26 protein-coding genes and 2 pseudogenes are annotated in these 21,219 nt (G+C 33.1%); 20 read left to right on the top strand and 8 right to left on the bottom strand.

Annotated features, from left to right (window positions below; translation table 11 throughout):
* The first annotated feature begins 33 nt into the window (after positions 1-33).
* The 6 genes from JJJ02_RS10715 to JJJ02_RS10740 all read left to right on the top strand — a co-directional run bounded on the left by JJJ02_RS10715 (position 34) and on the right by JJJ02_RS10740 (position 5,281).
* Positions 34-618, top strand: coding sequence for a DUF1349 domain-containing protein (locus JJJ02_RS10715; RefSeq protein ID WP_240838906.1), 585 nt, complete (start codon positions 34-36; stop codon positions 616-618).
* 134 nt (positions 619-752) lie between these two features.
* Positions 753-2,129, top strand: a complete 1,377-nt coding sequence (gene brnQ / locus JJJ02_RS10720; RefSeq protein WP_240838908.1) for a branched-chain amino acid transport system II carrier protein — start codon at positions 753-755, stop codon at positions 2,127-2,129.
* A gap of 185 nt (positions 2,130-2,314) precedes the next feature.
* Entirely contained in the window at positions 2,315-3,913 is a 1,599-nt protein-coding gene (abc-f, locus tag JJJ02_RS10725; RefSeq protein WP_240838910.1) for a ribosomal protection-like ABC-F family protein, read from the top strand.
* Positions 3,914-3,993: 80 nt separating this feature from the next.
* The gene (locus JJJ02_RS10730; protein ID WP_240838912.1) at positions 3,994-4,515 is read left to right on the top strand and encodes a hypothetical protein; all 522 of its coding nucleotides are present in this window, start codon (positions 3,994-3,996) and stop codon (positions 4,513-4,515) included.
* A gap of 105 nt (positions 4,516-4,620) precedes the next feature.
* Positions 4,621-4,812 carry a helix-turn-helix transcriptional regulator gene (locus JJJ02_RS10735; RefSeq protein ID WP_240838914.1) on the top strand — a complete coding sequence of 64 codons (192 nt, stop codon included), beginning with the start codon at positions 4,621-4,623 and terminating at the stop codon, positions 4,810-4,812.
* Positions 4,813-4,816: 4 nt separating this feature from the next.
* Complete coding sequence (locus tag JJJ02_RS10740; RefSeq protein ID WP_240838916.1) at positions 4,817-5,281, top strand: hypothetical protein; 465 nt, start codon at positions 4,817-4,819, stop codon at positions 5,279-5,281.
* A gap of 99 nt (positions 5,282-5,380) precedes the next feature.
* On the opposite strand, the gene JJJ02_RS10745 is transcribed toward JJJ02_RS10740, so the two are convergent.
* Positions 5,381-6,334, bottom strand: coding sequence for a VOC family protein (locus tag JJJ02_RS10745; protein WP_240838918.1), 954 nt, complete (start codon positions 6,332-6,334; stop codon positions 5,381-5,383).
* Between the two features lie 192 nt (positions 6,335-6,526).
* On the opposite strand from JJJ02_RS10745, the gene JJJ02_RS10750 reads away from it, so the two are divergent.
* A complete protein-coding gene (locus tag JJJ02_RS10750; protein WP_240839037.1) occupies positions 6,527-7,486 on the top strand; it encodes a ring-cleaving dioxygenase in 960 nt (319 codons plus the stop codon).
* Positions 7,487-7,615: 129 nt separating this feature from the next.
* A complete protein-coding gene (locus JJJ02_RS10755; protein ID WP_240838920.1) occupies positions 7,616-8,185 on the top strand; it encodes an alpha/beta hydrolase in 570 nt (189 codons plus the stop codon).
* Between the two features lie 78 nt (positions 8,186-8,263).
* Here the strand turns inward: JJJ02_RS10755 and JJJ02_RS10760 are convergent, their stop codons facing one another.
* Positions 8,264-9,028 (bottom strand): hypothetical protein, encoded by a 765-nt coding sequence (locus tag JJJ02_RS10760; RefSeq protein ID WP_240838922.1) that lies wholly within the window; start codon positions 9,026-9,028, stop codon positions 8,264-8,266.
* 142 nt (positions 9,029-9,170) lie between these two features.
* Between JJJ02_RS10760 and JJJ02_RS10765 the strand changes: the two genes are divergently transcribed.
* From JJJ02_RS10765 to JJJ02_RS10775, 3 genes are all read left to right on the top strand, one after another.
* The gene (locus tag JJJ02_RS10765; protein ID WP_240838925.1) at positions 9,171-10,085 is read left to right on the top strand and encodes a hypothetical protein; all 915 of its coding nucleotides are present in this window, start codon (positions 9,171-9,173) and stop codon (positions 10,083-10,085) included.
* The gene (locus tag JJJ02_RS10770; RefSeq protein WP_240838927.1) at positions 10,086-10,595 is read left to right on the top strand and encodes a hypothetical protein; all 510 of its coding nucleotides are present in this window, start codon (positions 10,086-10,088) and stop codon (positions 10,593-10,595) included.
* A gap of 87 nt (positions 10,596-10,682) precedes the next feature.
* The gene (locus JJJ02_RS10775) at positions 10,683-11,189 is read left to right on the top strand and encodes an LURP-one-related/scramblase family protein (protein ID WP_240838929.1); all 507 of its coding nucleotides are present in this window, start codon (positions 10,683-10,685) and stop codon (positions 11,187-11,189) included.
* Between the two features lie 90 nt (positions 11,190-11,279).
* Here the strand turns inward: JJJ02_RS10775 and JJJ02_RS10780 are convergent, their stop codons facing one another.
* Positions 11,280-12,233 (bottom strand): NAD(P)-dependent oxidoreductase, encoded by a 954-nt coding sequence (locus JJJ02_RS10780; RefSeq protein WP_240838931.1) that lies wholly within the window; start codon positions 12,231-12,233, stop codon positions 11,280-11,282.
* Positions 12,234-12,363: 130 nt separating this feature from the next.
* Between JJJ02_RS10780 and JJJ02_RS10785 the strand changes: the two are divergent.
* From JJJ02_RS10785 to JJJ02_RS10810, 6 genes and pseudogenes are all read left to right on the top strand, one after another.
* A pseudogene (locus JJJ02_RS10785) lies at positions 12,364-12,712 on the top strand (thiamine pyrophosphate-dependent enzyme); the annotation flags it as partial.
* 85 nt (positions 12,713-12,797) lie between these two features.
* Positions 12,798-13,211: a hypothetical protein gene (locus JJJ02_RS10790; RefSeq protein WP_240838933.1), complete on the top strand. Its 414-nt coding sequence runs from the start codon at positions 12,798-12,800 to the stop codon at positions 13,209-13,211.
* On the top strand, positions 13,198-13,692 hold the full coding sequence (locus tag JJJ02_RS10795; RefSeq protein WP_239242161.1) for a pyrimidine dimer DNA glycosylase/endonuclease V: 495 nt from the start codon (positions 13,198-13,200) through the stop codon (positions 13,690-13,692). The genes JJJ02_RS10790 and JJJ02_RS10795 overlap by 14 nt, the downstream gene beginning before the upstream one ends.
* Entirely contained in the window at positions 13,685-14,173 is a 489-nt protein-coding gene (locus tag JJJ02_RS10800) for a cupin domain-containing protein (RefSeq protein ID WP_240838935.1), read from the top strand. Before JJJ02_RS10795 ends, JJJ02_RS10800 begins: the two co-directional genes overlap by 8 nt.
* Position 14,174: 1 nt before the next feature.
* Entirely contained in the window at positions 14,175-14,537 is a 363-nt protein-coding gene (locus JJJ02_RS10805) for a DoxX family protein (RefSeq protein WP_239242159.1), read from the top strand.
* A 119-nt stretch (positions 14,538-14,656) separates the two neighbouring features.
* The gene (locus JJJ02_RS10810; protein ID WP_239242158.1) at positions 14,657-15,163 is read left to right on the top strand and encodes a PepSY domain-containing protein; all 507 of its coding nucleotides are present in this window, start codon (positions 14,657-14,659) and stop codon (positions 15,161-15,163) included.
* A gap of 58 nt (positions 15,164-15,221) precedes the next feature.
* On the opposite strand, the gene JJJ02_RS10815 is transcribed toward JJJ02_RS10810, so the two are convergent.
* The 5 genes and pseudogenes from JJJ02_RS10815 to JJJ02_RS10835 form a co-directional block, all read right to left on the bottom strand.
* Positions 15,222-15,545 (bottom strand): branched-chain amino acid transporter permease, encoded by a 324-nt coding sequence (locus tag JJJ02_RS10815; RefSeq protein WP_239242157.1) that lies wholly within the window; start codon positions 15,543-15,545, stop codon positions 15,222-15,224.
* Between the two features lie 107 nt (positions 15,546-15,652).
* A pseudogene (locus tag JJJ02_RS10820) lies at positions 15,653-15,961 on the bottom strand (AzlC family ABC transporter permease); the annotation flags it as partial.
* Positions 15,962-16,084: 123 nt separating this feature from the next.
* On the bottom strand, positions 16,085-17,386 hold the full coding sequence (locus JJJ02_RS10825; protein WP_240838937.1) for a PepSY-associated TM helix domain-containing protein: 1,302 nt from the start codon (positions 17,384-17,386) through the stop codon (positions 16,085-16,087).
* Between the two features lie 128 nt (positions 17,387-17,514).
* Positions 17,515-18,066 carry a histidine phosphatase family protein gene (locus JJJ02_RS10830; RefSeq protein ID WP_240838939.1) on the bottom strand — a complete coding sequence of 184 codons (552 nt, stop codon included), beginning with the start codon at positions 18,064-18,066 and terminating at the stop codon, positions 17,515-17,517.
* Positions 18,066-18,569, bottom strand: coding sequence for an SF0329 family protein (locus JJJ02_RS10835; protein WP_240838941.1), 504 nt, complete (start codon positions 18,567-18,569; stop codon positions 18,066-18,068). The genes JJJ02_RS10830 and JJJ02_RS10835 overlap by 1 nt, the downstream gene beginning before the upstream one ends.
* Positions 18,570-18,836: 267 nt before the next feature.
* Between JJJ02_RS10835 and JJJ02_RS10840 the strand changes: the two genes are divergently transcribed.
* The 3 genes from JJJ02_RS10840 to JJJ02_RS10850 all read left to right on the top strand — a co-directional run bounded on the left by JJJ02_RS10840 (position 18,837) and on the right by JJJ02_RS10850 (position 21,120).
* On the top strand, positions 18,837-19,670 hold the full coding sequence (locus tag JJJ02_RS10840) for a phosphate acyltransferase (RefSeq protein ID WP_240838943.1): 834 nt from the start codon (positions 18,837-18,839) through the stop codon (positions 19,668-19,670).
* Positions 19,670-20,740, top strand: a complete 1,071-nt coding sequence (buk, locus tag JJJ02_RS10845; protein WP_240838945.1) for a butyrate kinase — start codon at positions 19,670-19,672, stop codon at positions 20,738-20,740. The genes JJJ02_RS10840 and buk overlap by 1 nt, the downstream gene beginning before the upstream one ends.
* A gap of 86 nt (positions 20,741-20,826) precedes the next feature.
* Entirely contained in the window at positions 20,827-21,120 is a 294-nt protein-coding gene (locus JJJ02_RS10850) for a HesB/YadR/YfhF family protein (RefSeq protein ID WP_111716040.1), read from the top strand.
* Positions 21,121-21,219 lie beyond the last annotated feature (99 nt).

A 21,219-nucleotide genomic window follows, 5' to 3' on the forward strand; every position in this document is an offset into this window, starting at 1 on the left:
ATACTTTATAGATGTATAAAGGAGATAATAAAGATGCCATCATTTAAAGATTTACATTGGACAAGAGCACCGAAAGATTATGAAATTACAGATGAAAGTATAGTGATTAAGACAGAACCTAATACAGATTTATGGCAAAGGACGTATTATGGGTTCCGAAATGACAATGCTCCTGTATTACAAATGACAACGACAGAAACTTATTTCTCGTTTACAGTAAGAACAGATTTTAATACGAAACGTCGCTTTGATCAATGTGGTGTGGTGATATATTTAGATAGTGATAACTGGTTAAAAGCATCTATTGAATATGAGAATGATACGTTCCAGCGTTTAGGTAGTGTTGTTACAAATAATGGATATTCTGACTGGGCATCATTTGATATTACTAGTGACATAACATCTATGTGGTATAGACTGAGCCGTCGCGAGAGTGATTACTGTATCGAGTATTCTGAAGATGGTAAAGATTTCAAACAGATGAGAATTTGTCATTTAAATGAGGGGCAAGAGGAAATTCAGTTTGGTATTTACGCATGTTCACCTGAAGCATCATCATTTGTTGCAGAATTTACTCATATGAACGTAGGTCCTTGTCAGTGGGAACCACATGTATAGTAAGTACTAAAACCACGAAGCTCATTACTTCGTGGTTTTTTAAATATTTTAAAAATTCAATTCATTTTATAGTTTCATAATGCTATAATAAAAAAATTATATTATTTATTATTAAATACAATGTATAAAAATTTATGGTTTGCTCTGGAGGAGTTATTATTAATACAAAAACGAAACTATCATTAAAAGAAAATATCTTTATCGGTTCTATGCTTTTCGGTTTATTCTTCGGAGCAGGTAACTTAATCTTCCCGATTCATTCAGGACAGATGAGTGGGGCAAATGTCTTTGTCACAAATCTTGGATTCTTAATTACAGCGATTGGATTACCTTTCCTAGGTATTATTGCAATTGGTGTTTCTAAAACGAATGGTTTATTTGATATTGCTTCACGTGTGAATAAGACATATGCGTATATATTTACAATTGCACTTTATTTAGTAATCGGTCCATTGTTTGCTTTACCGCGTCTTGCAACAGTGCCATTCGAAATTGCATTTACACCATTTATTGCTAAAGAAAATGTTCGTCTTTATTTATTTATTTTTAGTCTGTTATTCTTTAGTATCGCGTGGTTATTTGCAAGAAGACCATCTAAAATATTAGAGTATATCGGTAAATTTTTAAACCCTTTATTCTTGTTATTATTAGGTGTATTATTTATTCTTGCATTCGTAAAGCCGATGGGTGGCATAGATGCAACAATTCAGCCGGAATATAAAGATGGTGCTTTACTTAAAGGATTTATTGATGGTTACAATACATTAGATGCTTTAGCTTCACTTGCTTTCGGTATTATTATCGTAACAACGATTAAGAAGCTAGGTATTACGAATCCATCTGATATCGCAAAGGAAACAGTGAAGTCAGGTTTCTTAAGCATTGTACTTATGGGTGTAATTTATACGTTACTCGCACTGCTCGGTACCATGAGTTTAGGGCAATTTAAAGTGAGTGAGAATGGTGGTATAGCATTAGCGCAAATCGCGCAGTATTACCTGGGCAATTACGGTATTATTTTACTGTCATTAATTATTATCGTAGCTTGTTTAAAGACAGCAATCGGCTTAATAACAGCTTTCTCTGAAACATTTACTGAGCTATTCCCAAAACGTAGCTATATCATGTTTGCTACTGTAGTAAGTATTGTTTCATTTATACTGGCAAACGTCGGTTTAACTAAGATTATTGAGTATTCGATTCCCGTCTTGATGTTTTTATATCCGCTTGCGATTACATTAATACTGTTAACTTTAATTAGTGGTTCTTTCAATGATTCAAAAATTGTCTATCAATGGACGACTTTTGTCACGATGATTGCAGCGATTATTGACGGTATAAAAGCTAGCCCTGCATTTCTTTCAAAATCTGCTTTTGGAGAAAGCGTAGCTACTTTCGGAGAGAAGTTCTTGCCATTTTCTGCTATCGGTATGGGGTGGGTATTACCTGCACTGATTGGTTTTGCAATAGGATTTATTTTGTATAAAATGCGTAAACCTGTTAAACTGTAAACAAATATAAAAGGAGGCATCAATATTTAGAGATGATCATTCGATAATGAAAACTGAGCAAATTGAATTGCACAACGTTTGAATTATCGGGATGAGTCTGTCTATTTATTGTATGTCTATCGTTCATAGGCTTATTTTGTGTATCCCAAACGTTGTGCGGGATACTTTTTTTATGAGGTGAGTTTATGAGATTAAATAAAACAGACATTTATGCAGGGGAAAAATTATTGTTCAAAGATTTACACTTTGAAATAGAAGCAGGTAAGCATGTTGCTTTGCTTGGAAACAATGGCATCGGCAAGACGACAATACTGAATACATTGATAGCGCAAGATGAAGAAATTGGACTGCTGGAACAACAACTTAAACAGTCGGACGTATCCGAATTAACGGTAATCGAGTATATAATGCAAGGACGACCAGAATTATATCAGTTGAAAATAAATTTAGACACAGATATGAATGCTATGAGTGATTACCTGGAACAGGATGGTTATACATTTGAATCTGAGATTATTACGATGATGCATAAGTTTAATTTATCTGAAAGTGATGCTGAAAGGAAAGTAGTAACGCTGTCAGGTGGAGAGCAAACAAAAATATCTTTAATACGTTTGATGCTATCAGGGAAGACAAAGTTTATCTTTGATGAACCCACAAACCATATTGATGATGAAACGAAAGATTGGCTCGTAAACTGGATGAAACACAATGATTTTACGATGCTATATGCCAGTCATGACAGAGCGTTTATTAATCAAACAGCAGATTATATATTGGAGTTAACGCGTGATGGATTAAGGAAGTTTCATATGACATATGATCAATATAAATCACAGATTGATCTAGAAGAGAAGACGAATGCAGCACGCGTTGAAAAAGAACAAAAAGAAAAGAAACGTATGAAACAAATGATTCAGCAGATGCGTGAATGGCATCATGAAATGAATCATAAAGCGAGTGTACGAGATTTCGGGGAGCAGAAAAAGCTTGCCAAAATGGCAAAAAGGATGAAGGCACGAGAATCGAGATTGAATCATGAAATGTCAAACTTTGAAGGTAAAGTAGAAAAAGCAGTGCGTACGGAATATGATATTGAAGCGAGTGAAATCAATAATAAATACGTATTGCAATGCATAGATGTAAGTCATGCATTTGATGAACCATTATTTAACCATGTTACTTTTTCATTAGAACGCGGGGAAATCGTTCAAATTAAAGGAAAGAATGGCTCAGGAAAATCAACGTTACTCAAATTGATTACCGGAGGAATACCGATACAACATGGAGAGATAAGAACACCACCCACACTTGAAATAGGATATTTTTCTCAGAAGCTTGAGAATTTAATATCAAGTCATACCGTCCTGGAAGAAATAACAGCACTTGAAATTGACGTAACTCAGGCACGCACGATACTAGCAGCATTCAGATTTGATGCATCACGTATGGATGATCTCGTTCAAAATTTGTCTATGGGAGAGAAGTGCAGGCTATCATTTGTAAAACTCTATTTCTCAAAAGCACATCTACTCATTCTCGATGAACCGACAAATTACTTCGATATTGAAATGCAGGATATTATTGCTAATCTGCTTAAACAATACAAAGGCACAGTACTCTTTGTTAGTCATGATGCATATTTTAGTGACATGATTAAGACGCGTACATTAACGCTGCAGGATAAACACGTAGTAGACTCAAAAACGACAATTGACGAAACAGTTAATGCGGATGCACTTACTGAACAACTAAAGCATATAGATAACTTAGAAAACAAATAATTTATAAGTGATAACGCTTACAAAAACGCTGATGTATTATACAATGTAGATAGGATTAAAGTGTATAGTGAGGTGGAAGTATGCGTAGAGAACAAAAATTGTTACTTCCGGTGTCAGTGTTAGCAATACTATTGTTTATGGGTATCGTCTGGTTGAAGATGCCACATGATAAAGTAGATAAACAGGAAGTGAAGTCAGAACATATTACTGCAGTAGAGAAAGGGTTATATGATTCGGCAGAAGATGCGCAGAAGGCAATGGTGAAAAATATTATAAAGACAGATGATGTTGTTTCTGCTATTTATACACCAAATAAAGCATGGAAGACACAGTTCTATGTGATTCAAGTCTCTTATCACAAAAATAAATCAACATATTCCGGGTTTGCATTTGCAGTGCCGGAAGGAAATCAATATCGATTGGTACTGGGTGACGTAAATATTAAGACGTATGACGGCATGCAACCGAAAAAAGATACGATGAAGGTAGGCAAAGATACAGTTCAAATGTATGTAGGAAATCCGGTAAGTAATCCTTTTGAAGACAGTATTCGACACTCGTTTGTTGAAGATCAGGTAGAGGTCGCGTTTTTGGTGGAATAGGAAAATCTTAAGAAAAATCTTAGGATTTTTTTATTTGCATTAATTCTGCACATGATGTAATATATAATTAACATAAGTAATATATATATTGCATTAGGTGATGAAATGATTAGTAAAATTAAAATAGCCAGATTAGAAATAGGTATGACGCAAGAACAATTAGCGAAGAAAGTTAATGCCACTAGACAGACAATAGGTTTAATTGAAAAAGGTGAGTATAACCCGAGTTTGAATTTATGTATCGAGATTGCAAAAGCATTAGATAAAACACTAGATCAATTATTTTGGGAGGATTAATAAGATGAATAAATCTTTTTTAAATGGATTGCTACCAAGTGACGAATATAAAAAAACAAGAATTCTATATTTCATGGCAGAAGCTTTAGTTGTAAATGTGGTATTATTGTTTGTTTTTATGAGTTTATATTATTTTGTTAGTTTGGAAATTGATTTGGGTATAATCTTATTTTTATCTTCAGTTCTTTTGATAGGTTACCCTTATTTTAGATATATATTATCAGGTATGGAACATACTGAAATAAGTACTGAAAAAGAGTATAAGAGAACAAGAAAAGAAGTTGTGCTACATGCAATCTTATCTGGTATATTTTTTGGGATAGTAATGTTAGTGATTAAGGGAATTCCAAACAATTTATATGAAGGTATGGATTATATATTTATGTCGATACTTTTCGCTATCTTTTATTTGTTATTTGATTATATTTCATTAAGAAAGTCATATAATAAAAATAAAGAATTAGATTAAGGTTGCGATAAAAGCTATGTTTCACAACTTAGAGGTCAAAAAGCCAATAAATATAGTATGAGGTTGCGATATCAACAACATATCGCAACCTCATTTTTTTTATGATAAATGTGCTTCAATCTCAGCGCGTTTTGGTTCTAAATATCCGGGTAACACAATTGGAATCTCATTAAAGTCTTTGCTTTCTTTATTCGGTTGAGGTGGTTTCGTACCATCCATCGTAGCGACTTCGAATAATATGTTGTTTGGATCTCTATAATAGATAGATTGGAAGAACTCACGATTTTTAATGTGAGAGTTCATAATATTTCTCTGTTCTAAACTGTTTTCTAACACCTGTAACGCTTCGATATCTTCAGATGATAAAGCTAGATGGTGAATTGAACCGATACCAGAGATACTATCATGAGATACGTCATCATGAATAATGTGTAACTCATGGCGGTCTTTTTTCTTATGATTGCTCATGATGGTTACTTTATTCTTTGAATCAAAGAAGTTGATTGTCTCTATTGTTTCAAAATCGAAATAGTGTTTAATTTCCTTGATTGTAGCCTGGTCATAACGTGTACGTAGATGGACAGAATCAAGGGCAATAATACGATGTTTTTCTGGGATATCAGTATGTTCTGGAACAACATAGTCAATGATATTCTCTTCTGAGTGCATAACGGCTAAACCAAGATTTGTATCATCTGGGCCTTCAAATCTTAATATGTCACGGCCAGCATATTGCTCTAAGCCATAATGACAAATATCAAAATCTTCAAATCGCTTCATAAAAAACTCGAGTGAACTTTTAGATTGAACTTTGAACATTAAACGTTCAATATCATTTGTTCCGAACTGTTTATCTACGCCTTCAGTAATTTCGAAGATTGTTACTTCGGTACCTGGACGTCCGGTCTTGTCGCCGAAAAATAAATGATACATATTATTGTCATCCTGATTAACGGTCTTCATGAGTAAATTTAGACCAAGTACCTCTCTATAGAACTCAAAAGACTTACGTGCATTGCGGTTAACGATGGAAACGTGATGGATAATTGTCATAGAACCATTCCTAACTGTATGTTTGATATTACTTATTATGTACTGTGAGCATAAAGTGTTGCAAATTTTTTAGATTGTTAGTATATTAAATGTACTAAGTATATTAATTATATCTTAAGTGTTGAAAAACAGTTTGAAATATTAAAGAAGATATAATTATAAATCAGAACAGGAGTGAATCAAATGAACGAAATGAATCAATTAACAGGAATACATCACGTAACAGCAATTACAAGTAGCGCCGAGAAAATCTATGACTTTTTTAATGATATTTTAGGTTTAAGATTAGTAAAGAAGACAGTTAACCAGGATGATATTAATACGTATCATCTATTCTTTGCAGATGATGAAGGGAATGCCGGAACTGATATGACATTCTTTGATTTCAAAGGTATTTCAAAAGGACAACATGGTACAAATGAAATTGCTAGAACTTCATTTAGAGTACCGAATGACAAAGCGGTGGAATATTTCTTAGATCGTTTTGAATCATTTAAAGTAAAACATGAGGGCATTCAGGAAATGTTCGGTAAAAAGATTTTACCTTTCGAAGATTTCGATGGTCAGTTATATCAAATTATCTCTGATGAGCATGATAATGGTGTAGCACCAGGTGTCGCATGGAAAAATGGACCTGTACCAGAAGAATTCGGTATTTATGGATTAGGACCAGTGTTTATTACAGTAAATCAATTTACTGCGTTTAAATCAGCATTTGAAGCGGTATATTTATTTAAAGAAACTCAATCAGAAGGCAATTATCACTTATTTGAAACAGGAGAAGGCGGTAATGGTGCTTCAGTAATTATTGTAGATGACACTACTAGTCAAACTGCTTATCAAGGATTCGGAACAGTGCATCATGTAGCTTTCCGTGTACCAGATGAAGAAACACTTAGAGCATGGATTGACAGATTAGATTCATGTAACTTACCAAACTCTGGTTATGTTGATCGTTTCTTCTTTAAATCACTTTATGCTAGACTTGCTATGCCGATTCTATTTGAAATCGCAACGGACGGTCCTGGATTTATGGGTGATGAACCTTATGAAACATTAGGTGAGAAATTATCATTACCTCCATTTTTAGAAGGACAACGTGAATATATCGAATCACAAGTGCGCCATATCGATACAGTAAGAAGTAAATAGTAATAATTGAAACTAGAAAGATAAAATATAGAATATAAGATATAAAAGATAAAAAAATAAGAGATAAAAGACAAAGAAATAAGAAACATATGCAATACATTATTCGAATAAGTGTTTAGGAGGTGCGTCATGAATTACTTTTATCAGAAGAATGATTCAAAGGAATTAGTTGTTTTATTTCATGGAACGGGTGGCAATGAGTATCAATTATTAGGAATAGCAGGTGAACTATTTCCTGGTGCTGATGTATTAAGCTTTGAAGGTGATAGTGGCAGTGGAATGAGCAGACGATTCTTCCCGCCTTTAGTGAATGGTGAGATGGATCGTAATGCATATAATGATGCGGTCCGTCGTGTAACAAAAGTAATAAATGAACTAAATTTAGTTTATGATAAGGTAACTTTCCTAGGTTATTCTAATGGCGCTAACTTTATTATAGGATTCTTAGAGAATGCTATTGAGATAGATGTGGCAGTATTAATGCACCCATCAGATTTAAAGTATGACGTATCGAATGCTAAACGTGATACGAAAGTTATCATAACAGCGGGTGCAAACGACTATATGGTATCACCTGGACAAGCTAAAGCATTAGAAATGCAGTTTAAATCATCATTTGATAATGTGAACTTTATGTTGTTTGATGGTGGCCATGAAATAACAGAAAAAGAGATTCAGCAATTGAAATCAGTTTTATAAGTATTAGAAATTTTAGACAGATATTTTAGAATAAATTAAATAACAAAATAAAAATGAGATGCAGGGCGCATCTCATTTTTATTTTGTATTAAATTTCACATCATCTTTATGATTAAAGTCATAGAAAGAGTAAGTAACTTCATGGGGTTCAAATCCTTTAAATACTTCATGTAACTTTACTTTTTGGATATGATTATTTTTAAGCGTGAATGTGACATAGCCTTTTTCGAGCTTGTCATCAACTGATGTTTTCATATTTTCTAATGCTTTTTTAATTTCTTTACTATTTGCTGCAGTCTTATCTGTGTATAGTGGATACATACCACCCGAATTAAGTTGAATTAGCTTAGGGTTATCTTTAATTTGGAACGTATATTGATCGCCTTTGATTGATGGTTTTTTAGCTTCTTCAAAAAGTTCTATAAAATGATGATATCTATTATAAGCTATGCCTGTAAATTGAAAATCTTTACCTACATGCATTTCCGTTGTCTTGCTTGTCATCGATTCGCTATTAAATTTATATAATTTATCTTGTTTTGCACCTACAGCTAGAACAAAATCTCCTTTTTGAGGCGTTTTTTTCTTATTCATAAACTGCTTCATAAATATCTCATCATCTTTATCTCTGACAAAATCATAATTAAATGCCCCATATTTGTTATCAATCTTTTGAGGTGTACTGTCAACTTTTTCTTTGTAAGATAATGTTTGATAGTCTTTTACTTTAAGCTGTTTGACTGCTTCTTGTTGCGCATCTTTATTATTGGATGAATCATTCTCCTGGCTACAGCCTGTGAGTAGTAATAATGCAACTGAGGGATAGATTAATGATTTTTTCATAAAGTATCACTCCTTACATATGATATATTTTTACCCAAATACAAAAGAAAAATAACATTTGTAAATAGAATATACATTTATTGTATGTAAAAGTTATAATGATTATATTATTGTATCAATTACATTATAAAGAGGTGTTATGATGAAGTCTGTAGATATATTGATAGATAAATTACCTAATGAGTTACAAAAAATTGTTGCAGATTGTGACGCTAATGAAGTGATGGGATATTTTATGGAAGAAGAAGCGGACACAGAATTAGCCTATTTGGTTTCAAATATTGCTACGCATATGGATACAGTTGAGGCGCATACCATGGGACAATTATTGTTTGATATCGCTGTCAATTGGCTGGATCAATCCTATTATTTAGCAGCCTTTCATGGTTTCAGAATTTTAGAATTACAAGAATTTAAAGATGTTGCATCGATGAAAGCATTTATTGGTAATGCAGAACATCCAGATTATGATATTATTCCAAATGCACGTTTTAGATTTGTAGCAGAAAAGATAAAAGCCATCGAACCGAATTACAAACTTCAAATTCCTGATAATGTACATGAAATTGAATTGCCGGATATACTGGATAAGAAAGTGATGAAAGCTATGAAAGGCAAAACTTATGGCTTTAAAGATGCTAAATTCGGTATTACGAGAAAAGAATTTGAAGCAATCTTTGGTGAACCGACAGAAGCATTGATCAATATGGGAGAAAAATACGTAACTGCATTGTATTACCGCAGTCGATATAATAATACAATCATCTCTCCGTTCTTTAAAGGCGCAAAAGGGATGGATGAACGGGATTATGTATTTACTGATATTAATTATTATTATGAAATGCATAAGAATATTAGTATGAAGGCATTCATGAAAATATGGGGTAAACCTGAGCAAAAAGGGATAGCACTGGGCAATAAAAGTTATCGCTATGGCAACGTCAATGTCTCGTTTGATAAGGATTGGGAAGGAAAGTTTTACGTGAAACAAGTGTGGTTTGGTAATGATGAGACTGCACAAAAAGAACGCGAAAGATTTGAATTTGAGGAGCATTAGATGGTGAAATATAAAAATATTAAACTGCCAGATATTTTGAACGAAGAAGTTCTAGATACATTAATAACAGGTAAGTTTGTTCAAAATGAATTATCACTTGGTATAACAGCGCAAAAGTTTTATGAAGTTTATGGGCAACCAACTGACAAAGTAAAGAATGCTTTAAAGTCATTTCAGGATATTGTTGCTTACTTTTATGGTAATCAATATGAAGAACAGGCGAGTTATTTTGCATTGTGGTTTGAAGGGGATAAAAAAGATAAGCGAAAGAAATATAAATTAAGAACTGTAGAGTTTGTTTTCCCACATATAAGTGAGTTCACAGTTAAGAAAATGAAATTGTTACTAGGAGAACCAGATTTAGAATACCTCAGTGGGTACCAAATGCATTATTGTTATGGCAACGTCATCTTCATGTTCACTAAAATCCGTAATAGATGGGAACTTACTAATATAAGGTATCAGGATGATGCTTATAAGAATGAGCAAAGAATATTATTTGATAAATAAGAAAATAATTAACTGAGTGTAATCTTTCAACTAATGATTAAATATTGTATAATTTATTTGAAAACTATGGAATAGGAGCTGTTGAAATTGAAACTTTATGCGAAGAAAAAGTTACTTTCGTGGACTCAAGATTTTTCGATTATGAACGAACAGGATGAAGTCGTTTATACGGCGAAAGGTCAGCATGATTTATTAGGACGTAGAAAGTTAAGAATTCTTGATACATATGGTAATGAGTTAGCGTTTATTAAACAACGCGCAGCAGCTTTTTCTACAACAATGGATGTATTAGTGAATGGTTATGAATCACTAACGATTCGTAAGAAGATGTTATCGTTTAGACCAACTTTTCTAATTGAAGGAGAAGACTGGATTGTACGTGGGAACTTCTTAAGTTATGAATATACGATTGAAGATGGTAATGGACGTGTTGTTGCTGAAATTAGTAAAAAATTCTTCCAATGGAGAGATACATTTGGAATTGATATTATTGATAAAAGTGTAAATGTAGCACATGTAATTGCAATCGTTATGGCAATTCACACAGATATGCAGGAAAGTAACACTGTAGCTGCAACATCGGCAACATTATAAGGGTCTACTAGAGAAAAGGAAAAGAGGAAATCAATCGAAGTTGGTTTCCTCTTTAACGCCTATATATTTATCTATCTATAAAACAATTTCTTAATTCACAATATAATCTGGTTGTTCGTTATTCAGTTTCTTGAATACATTTTGTGTAACGATATCGGCCATCATATCACGTGCCTCAAATGTTGCGTTTCCGATATGTGGCGTGATGACTACATTGTCTAATTTTATTAGCTTTTCATTGATTTCAGGTTCGAATTCAAATACATCTAAAGCGGCACCTTCAATAACTTTCGCTTCCAATGCATCAGCAAGTGCTGCTTCATGAACGACAGGCCCACGTGATGCATTGATTAAATATGCCGTTGGCTTCATCATTTCGATTTGTGCTTTATCGATCATATGTTTCATTGATGGATTATAAGCAGAATTAATTGTAATAAAGTCCGATTGTTGTAGTAACTCTTCAAGCGAAACATATTTAGCGCCAGTTGATGCTTCACGATCTTCATGACGGTTTGGTCCTGTATATAGAATATCCATATCGAATCCTTTTGCACGGCGTGCTACCGCTTGTCCGATTTCTCCTAAACCGATAATACCAATTGTCTTACCTGAAACTTCACGGCCACGGAAAAATAATGGTGCCCATCCGTTAAAGCCGGTCGTACGACATACTTTATCTCCTTCGACAACACGTCTTGCTGCAGCTAGTAGTATCGCAAATGTCAAATCTGCTGTTGCATTTGTTGAAGCTTTCGGCGTATTGGTAACATCGATGTCTTTTGAGCGTGCATATTCACTATCAATATTGTTAAATCCAGCGCCATAGTTTGCGATGATCTTTAAATTTGGTGCAGCATCAATGACATCTTTATCTACATTAGTAGATAGTAAACTAATCAATGCATCTCTATCCGCAATACGTGTGATTAATTCATCCTTAGCGATTAATTTATCTCCTTCGAATACATCAACATCATCGAAGTTTTCTTTTAAGAACTTTAGACCCTTTTCAGGTATTTCGCCGGCTACTAAAACTTTCATTGTATTTCCTCCTCATTTTATATGATTCGTATATGTATATCTTAACAAAAATGATATGTCATTTGCACATAATGGAAATAGGAATGTATACCTATAAGATGTATATTTTGATTAATATTGTCCTCAACGGATAATGCAGGACTTTGCTACAGCTGTATATCATAATTTACCAATGATTATCGTCGTTTTAAATAATAAACAGTTATCATTCATTAAATATGAACAACAAGCAGCGGATGAATTAGAGTATGCCATTGATTTTGGTGATATCGATTTTGCTAAATTTGCGGAAAGTTGTGGTGGTGTGGGTAATACTGTAACGAAACCAGAAGAGCTCGCGGGTGCCTTTAGATTTTCCTGGGCAAATTGTATGGTATGAAGCGTTAGGATACGCTAAATTTGAGTTACGCTCAATTCTAGAAGAAAATAAATTTGAAAAGATGCCACCATTAAAAACAATTATGAGAAGATTCTTTTGATACAATATAATAATGAAAGAGATAATCACTTAAGATGTTGATTGCTTCTTTTACTAAATAATAAGCATAGAGGAGAAAATGACACGTGGTTAGAAAAATTATACTGGGAATGTTATCCGGACTTTCATTATATATATTGTTGTTAATAGGCGATTATTGTTTTGGTACAAACACTGTCCGACTATTATTAAATATTGATTTTTTGACACATCAAAAAGAAATGGTTTTATGGAAAGAGTTATTACCACACTTTATCGTTAGCATCATCCTTTTCAGTTCGCTAGAACAATTATATCGAAAAGGAACATTATTCAAAATAGCGCTACTAATAACTATACTTGTTTTTATTTTGCTGTATTTATTATTAATAAATATTGCAGTATATCAACAATATTCATCTTCTTTACCGATGTTTTTAGTTTGGATGGTAGGTCATGTTATCTATTTATATATCGTATATCAATTTATGAAGGACGAAGATCACCGTGCAAATTTTTAGAGTTAGCGAGAATCATGAAATATCTGCACGTTATTTAGATAATAGAAGATTGTCTAAACAAGTGTTAGAACTTTATCAGATTATTCGTGTGTGTTTATCGGCATTAAATATTATTGATGGGAACATTAGATACTTACACCATCCCATTGTTAAACATGTGTATAATGAAGGTCATCCATATATTTTAGATTGCTTTGCTATGCTAAAAGTGATGGATGATGAACATACACGAAGAGGCGGTAAACGTTCGGAAACATTTAAGAAAGACATCGACAATCTAGCTACTATTATTTCCGAACATAAGCATTTATTTAATACAGCAGCCCTACCACCATTATATGTATATGGTCCAGATAAGATTTATGGAGAGAATGCTTATATAGCTTATCAGAATTTACTATATGAAAAGTGGTTAAATGATAAAATAGCACCAAGGTGTAGTTTTAAAATTAATAAAATTATGGAGAAAGAAAATGAATAAAGATCAATTGATTAAAAAATTACGTATGCAGCCACATCCTGAAGGTGGCTATTATTATGAAACATATCGCTCAAATGAAGTAACTGCTGATGGTAGAGCACTATATACAAGCATCTATTTTCTTTTAGAAACAGGAAATATCTCACATTTTCATCGGATAAATTCAGATGAATTATGGTATTACCAGGGAGGGGATTCACTTACCGTTCATATGATTTATCCCGATGGTAAGTATGAAGCAGTTAAATTAGGATTAGACGTAATGAATGGAGAAGTACCACAATTTTTAGTACCGAAACATACCATCTTTGCATCAAGCGTTGAAGAGGATAATGCATGGAGTTTCGTTGGATGTATGGTATCACCTGGATTTACATTTGAGGGATTTGAATTATTTACGAAAGATGAATTAAAGCAAGTGTATCCGCATTTGGAAGATGTCATTGAGAAATACGCACTAAAAACAATAGAGGAGCAATAAAATGAAATTAATAAAATTATTACTGAAAACGATACTAGGATTAGGATTTTTTACGGCAGGAGTACTTCATTTCCTAAGAGAGCCGAATTTTACGAAGATTGTTCCAGGTTATATACCCTTTAAAAAGGAAATTGTCTATATTTCCGGGGTAATTGAGATGATAATGGGTGTTTACTTGATTATTAAAAAACCAAGTGAAAGTGCTAAGAAGTTAATCAATACATTTTTATTAGGAGTATTTCCGGCGAATATTTATATGGCAAGAAAAGGAATTCCATTAGGTGATAAACGACTACCGAAGAGCGCTTTATATGGGAGATTACCATTGCAATTCGTATTGATGAAATTGATAAAAGTTTTATAAAACTCATTCTCGCTTAATATTTAGATTATATGGTGATTGCTATACATATTGATAATATTTGTTTGTATATATTAAATTTTGGGTATAAATTTAATAACTCAAAAAAGGAGCTGAATATGATGAACAAATATATAAAACAATCTTCAGCACTTGTTCTAGGTGCATCATTACTATTAGGGGCCTGTGGCAATGAAGATGATAAATCAGTTGATTATAGCGAAGTAAAGACGGATGCGACTCAGGCGATTGAAACCGCACAAAAAGAAGTTAAAGGTGATCTTGAAAGTATCTCTTTTGACTATGATGATAAAGAGAAAAAGTGGGCATATGATGTTAATTTAAGAGATGGAAATGAATCTCATGAAGTGACAGTTGATGCTGTAAGTAATAAAGTACTTAAAAAAGAATCAGAAAAAGAAAATGACAAAGAAACGACAATCAATTATAAAGATGTAACGCCAGTTGAAGACATCATTGAAGTTGCTAAGAAAGAATATAACGGAGATGTGAAAGAATGGAGTTTAGATGAAGATGATGGCGTAGTAAAATATGACGTTGAACTCGCTAAAGATGGAAAATCAAAAGAATTTGAAATTGATGCTAAAACTAAAGAAATCATCAAATAGATGCTTAATCATAATATAGAAAAAGCTACAATTCGATAAGAATTGTAGCTTTTTCTGTTTAGACTAATCGAATAAGTAACATATAGTATAGCGTTCCTACAGCGATAGATAAAAGCATATTACGTTTCCATGAATGTAATACGATAATCAAAGTAATTGCAAGTATTGCAGGAATATTGGCAGAAGGTAAACTCCATTTAATATCCTTTAATGCATATACAACAAGTAATCCAAATACAGCGGGAGGTAATACACGACCTAAATATTCAATAAGCTCAGGTAATGGTTTATCTCCTTTAAATACGATGAAAGGTAAGAAGCGGGTTAACATTGTAGCGATAGTAACCGAAAAGATAATAATTAGCTGTTCTGCTATCGACATATGTGCTCACCAACTCTCGTCAAAGGACGTTTAAAGACAATGAATATTGCAAGCATTATAAGCATGGTTGGGAGAACAAAGTAAGACTTACCAAATATTAAATACTATTTCTTTCTGCCCGTCCCTTTAAATCGATCGAGCATCGAAATCCCATAAAATAAATGCCGTGCGTTAATCATAAGTGCAAGTATAAAAGCACAAAACGGATTAAAGATACCAAGCAGCATCGTTGCTGCTACAAATTCCATAGAACCAGCAAAAATACAAGCACTCATAAGAACAGCCATCCATATCGAATGTCCTAAAGAAAGCATATATATACCAAAAGTCATTCCGAGAAAGATAAACCCAGTTAAGATTGGAATAGTGGGTGGAAATGCAACCTTTAATGCGAGTTTATGTCTGTTTTGAATCATACAATCAGCTCCGTACAATATAATATGACTTATCTTACATGAATAAATGATGTCACACAATCACAATTGTTTGAAAATTAAAAAAAGTAACTGGAATTATCCAGCTACTCTATTAGTTCTATATTATATCGCGTATTTCTTCTTGCTCATCAGTAAAATGAGCTCGATAAATGCAATGATTATGAGTGAGATGCCAAATAGAGGCATTAGCATTCCCATTAGAATAAGTAATATTGCGAAAAACCAAGTATATTTCATATAAGGCTGTGACTTAGGTGTTGATAGTTTACCTTTTTGTTTACGCATAAAATAAATCTTAATACCAAAGAAAGTTAATGTGAGTAAACCAACAATAAATAATAAGTTGATTACTTTATTTGCTAGCCCAAATAAATTCCCTTCATGAAGTGGGATACCGACTGCAATAAATTTTGCAAGTATACCATAGTCATTAAAGTCGTAAATTGCAAGTTTCATTCCTGAATATTGATCAAGATGAATAGTGCGTTCTTCTAGTGGATTTGCATCTAGACCAGTCACACCAGTTCCAGCAGCTTTAGATAATACATAGGTCCCCTTGTCATCCATCGGTACAGTGATACTATAAGGCTTCTTAAATCCTTCCTCTTGCGCAATCGCATTAATATGCGTAATCGGTAATCTATTGCCCTCGTGAGATTTAGAGTCAGTATGCTCACCACGAGTTGCCCAAGCAATTTCATTGTTAGATACAGGTGGCGTCTTTACAGATTCAGGGTAACCGACAAGCGAATGATTTACTGCAAAGTCATAAATTTTGGCACCCATAAATCCTGACCAGGGTAATCCAGTTAACACAATCAGTAATAACGGAATACTTAAAATTGAACCGAGCATTGCATGGAACTTCGCTTGATTTTTACGTTTGATTTTTGAAGCACTGTTTGTAATGTATTTACGGAAAAAAGTCATGAACAATCCTGTAACGATTAAGAATATTGCCCAGCAACTTGCAAGCTCTACTAAATAATTAATAAAAGTATTGCCTGTTAATAGATTTGAGTGCATCTCACGTGAGAAATTTGAAAACAAATTAGAAGGCTCTATTTCACCTTTCATTTGATTATGGTGATCTAGATAAACAACTTTAGAAGCATCATCTGGTCCCATTATGGATACTCGTGTGTTGTAATCATCTTTTAGGAAACTAATCTTCATCACATGATATCCAGGATGACTACTCAGTATGTCATCGATACCATCATTGAGCGATTGTGCTGGTTTATTTGTTTGTTCAAACAATAGGTTGTGATTTAATTTGTTTTCTACTTCTGGATAGAATAAATACATGATGCCTGAAATACTTAAAGTAATGAGTAGCGGTGTAATGAAAATCGCTGCATAGAAATGCCATCTCCAGAACACATTATTAAAATACTTTTTCACAAACTTTCCTCCATATTTTCACAAGTTAAAATAAATATTAGCACAAAATACATATAATAAAATCACAAGATTGTGAAAATAATTGGTCAGAAATATGAAAATTTTGTGTATCAATATATTTAAGATAGTCATTCAATAACTATCGTTATCATTTGACCGCATTTAATTTTATAATGAACTTTTTTATTTGAGAATGATTTGTTGTTTATTATACAAAGCAAGATGTCTATTACACCTTGATGAGTCACAATAAGTACGTTATTCGATGTACGATATTCTGAAAGAAAATTTTGATACCAATTAGAAATTCTTTCGAAGAATTGAGTGGGACTTTCCCCTTGAGGATAAGATTCTTCCCAATCTAATGTATTCCAAAAGAGGTTTGGAAATTTCTCTAATGCTAATTCATTATCCATTCCAGCTAAGAGTCCGTTATTTACTTCACGTAAACAACCATCTAGAATTATATCTTTTGGAAATAGGAGTCGACTTCGAATGATATTTGCTGTTTGAACAGTTCTTTGAAGATCACTTGCAATGATATAATCGAATTTAATGTCTTTTATTTTTTGTGATAGTAATTCTACTTCTTTTATACCTTCTTGAGTTAATGGTTCCTGTGACCAACCACCTCTTTTATTAAGTGTGTCCTGCCCATGTCTTACAAGATAAAGTTTCATTAAACTTTCTCCCAACTTAGCTTTCTTATTTCGTAAAATCCCTGAACTAATTTATGTTCATTACTTACATCAAGTGTACTAAATCTTCTTTTGCCTAATCTTTTATCTATCATCGAGAAAGCTCGGATGAGTTCATGAGGATGGTGCAATGCTTCATCTATTGAAAGTGAAAAATAATCAAAGAAATCATCTAAATAATAAACTGCATATTTTCCTTCAGCTTCTGTTGCATCTCTAATTGTTTTTTCAAATAAATCTATTTTCTTATCATCATAATTGAATGGTTGATATTCCTTTCCGACACCTTGTTTTTCTAACTCAAATGATTTTAAACCAAATTGGATATTATCAGCTGTAAATATTTCTTTTTTATCGAATGTTATAGTCATTCGCGCTTCCTGATCGTGAGATTTCCTATAAACAATACGATTGATTGAAATACGATTTTTTAATGGAGCATAAATAAAGTCTTCAATAAGTTGTTTTCTTTTTGTCCATCTCAAATTATCACCTTAATTCTTTTTATGTTTCAATATTATATTAAGTGCCAATATATTTCAATTATCTGTAAAATGATATGTATTTATTATTTATATTAAATTTTTAGGTAAGGAAATCTAAAAATAATATATTATTAAATGTATTAACTAAAGCAAATAATATCTACTATCTGTTTCCTTTACATCTATTTTTGAATATGAGAAAATACTATCGAACAAAAATATTATCTAGTCTTAGTACTAGGTTATAATTAGAAAGAAGGAATGTAGATGATTAAGGTAGCTATTCCTGGTGGTTCAAGGCCAGAGATATTAGAAGTTATAACAAAAGCGAAACAATTATATATAGATGTTGTATCTTTTTTCATATTTGATACTGAAGAGAATATTGATTCTGATGAAGTGTGGATATATGAGCGATGTGAAAGTGAGGAAGCATGTGTTAAACGTGCGGTTGAAATGGCTGCTGCTGGAGATGCTCAAGTGCTGATGAAAGGTATGGTACAAACGCGTACGGTATTAAAAGAGGTGCTTCAAAAAGAACATAATTTGCGTAGTCAATCTGTGTTATCACATATAGCGCTTGTTGATTTACCGGGAAATAATAGACAATTATTATTAACGGATGCGGCAATGAATATAACGCCAACTTCTGAACAGTTAAAGCAAATTACTGATAATGCAATTGATGTGGCGCATCGCATAGGTATTTCGCAACCTAAAGTGGCAATGATTAGTTCTGCAGAGACATTTAATCCGAAGATGCCATCTTCAGTATTAGCAAGTGAGGTCGTTTCATTATTTGAAGATAGAGAAGATATGCTTATTGCGGGCCCTATTTCTTTTGATTTAGCTATTTCTAAAGAGGCTGCAGAACATAAAGGTTATGACGGTAATATTAAAGGAGATGCAGATATCTTAGTAGTACCTACAATTGATGTTGGTAATGTATTGTATAAAGCTTTCTCAGTAATAGGAAACGCGATAATTGGAGGTACGATCGTTGGTGCAAAAGTACCGATAGTACTTACTTCGCGCAGTGATTCTACAGAAAGTAAATTGTACGCATTAGACTTTGCAGTACGACAAGTGAGGGACATATAATGGACGGAAAATATATATTAGTCATTAATCCAGGTTCAACTTCTAGTAAGGTTGCTCTATATTGTAGTGATAATTGTGTGGACGAAAGTATTTTTAGATATACGGTTGAAGAGATTGGAAAGTATGATACAGTAATGGATCAAATTGAGATGCGAGAAGAGCGTTTACGTACTTTCTTAGAGTCTCATAATATTTATCCGGGAGATTTAGCAGCAGTTGTTGCCCGCGGTGGACTGATGAAGTCGATTATTGGAGGCACGTACTTGGTGAATGAAGAGATGGTAAATGATCTTCGTTCTGGTACATATGGTATGCATGCTTCAAATTTAGGTGCAATCATCGCTAATGATATTGCTCGTGATTACGGTGTGAAAGCATATACGGTAGACCCTGTTGTAGTTGATGAATTTGAAGATATCGCACGCATTTCAGGATTTAAAGGTATCGAACGTCGAAGTGTATTTCATGCATTAAATCAAAAAGCTGTGGCACGTAAAGTGTTAGCCGAAGAAGGCATGGATTATTTTGATGCTAATGTGATTGTTACCCATATCGGTGGCGGTATTTCAATTGGTGCACATCAGTCAGGGCGAGTTATTGATTGTGTAAATGCATTTGATGGCGAAGGACCTTATTCTCCCGAGCGAACTGGGCAACTACCATTAATAAATTTTGCGAAGCTCATTATTGAAGAAAAGTTAAATATTTCACAAGTGAAATCAATACTAGCTGGAGAAGGTGGTATGAAGTCTTATTTAGGTGAAATTGATATTCAAACGATTGAACAAAAAGCTTTAAACGGAGATAAGGAAGCAAAGCTTTATTTTGATGGCATGTGTTATCAGATTGCTAAAGGTATTGCTGAAATGGCAGCGGTATTGAAAGGTGATGTAGATTATATCATTTTAACAGGTGGTGTGAGTCATTCCCAATATGTTGTTGATAACATAAAATCACATGTTGAGTGGATTTCTGAAGTAAAAGTAATGCCTGGCGAAGAAGAATTACTAGCTTTATACGAAGGTGTCATGCGTGTGTTGAAAGGTGAAGAAACAGCCTTAACATATTAGTTATTTCAATGAAGACATAATTTAAGACTTTAATATTAGTCTGATGATATAATTTCTTCAGCAAGACTTATTATGGGAGGTACGATATGAATATTTATATTTCAGATAAAGCACTGCAATGGTTCAAAGACGAAGTTGGTTTAGAAGCAGGACAGGCAGTTAAATTCTATGCTAAAATTTATGGTTCAAGCAAGATTCAGGAGAGTCACTCTTTAGCATTTAATGTGGATCCGGATTATGATAAAGCGATTGCAAAAGTTGAAGCAGATGGTATTATTTTCTATGTTAACGAAATGGATGAGTGGTTTTTCAAAGATTACGATTTATATATTGAATATGATGAAAAATTACAAGAGGTTGCTTACGATTATAAAAAATAAAAGGAAATAATCTATTTGAAAATAATTTTTTCAAAAAAGTTTAAAGCGTTAAAGCACGTGGGTGTAAGGGTTTTCTCTTGCACCCTTTTCATATTCTCC

The organism is Macrococcus sp. PK, assembly GCF_022501545.1.
GTDB classification, from domain to species: domain Bacteria; phylum Bacillota; class Bacilli; order Staphylococcales; family Staphylococcaceae; genus Macrococcoides; species Macrococcoides epidermidis.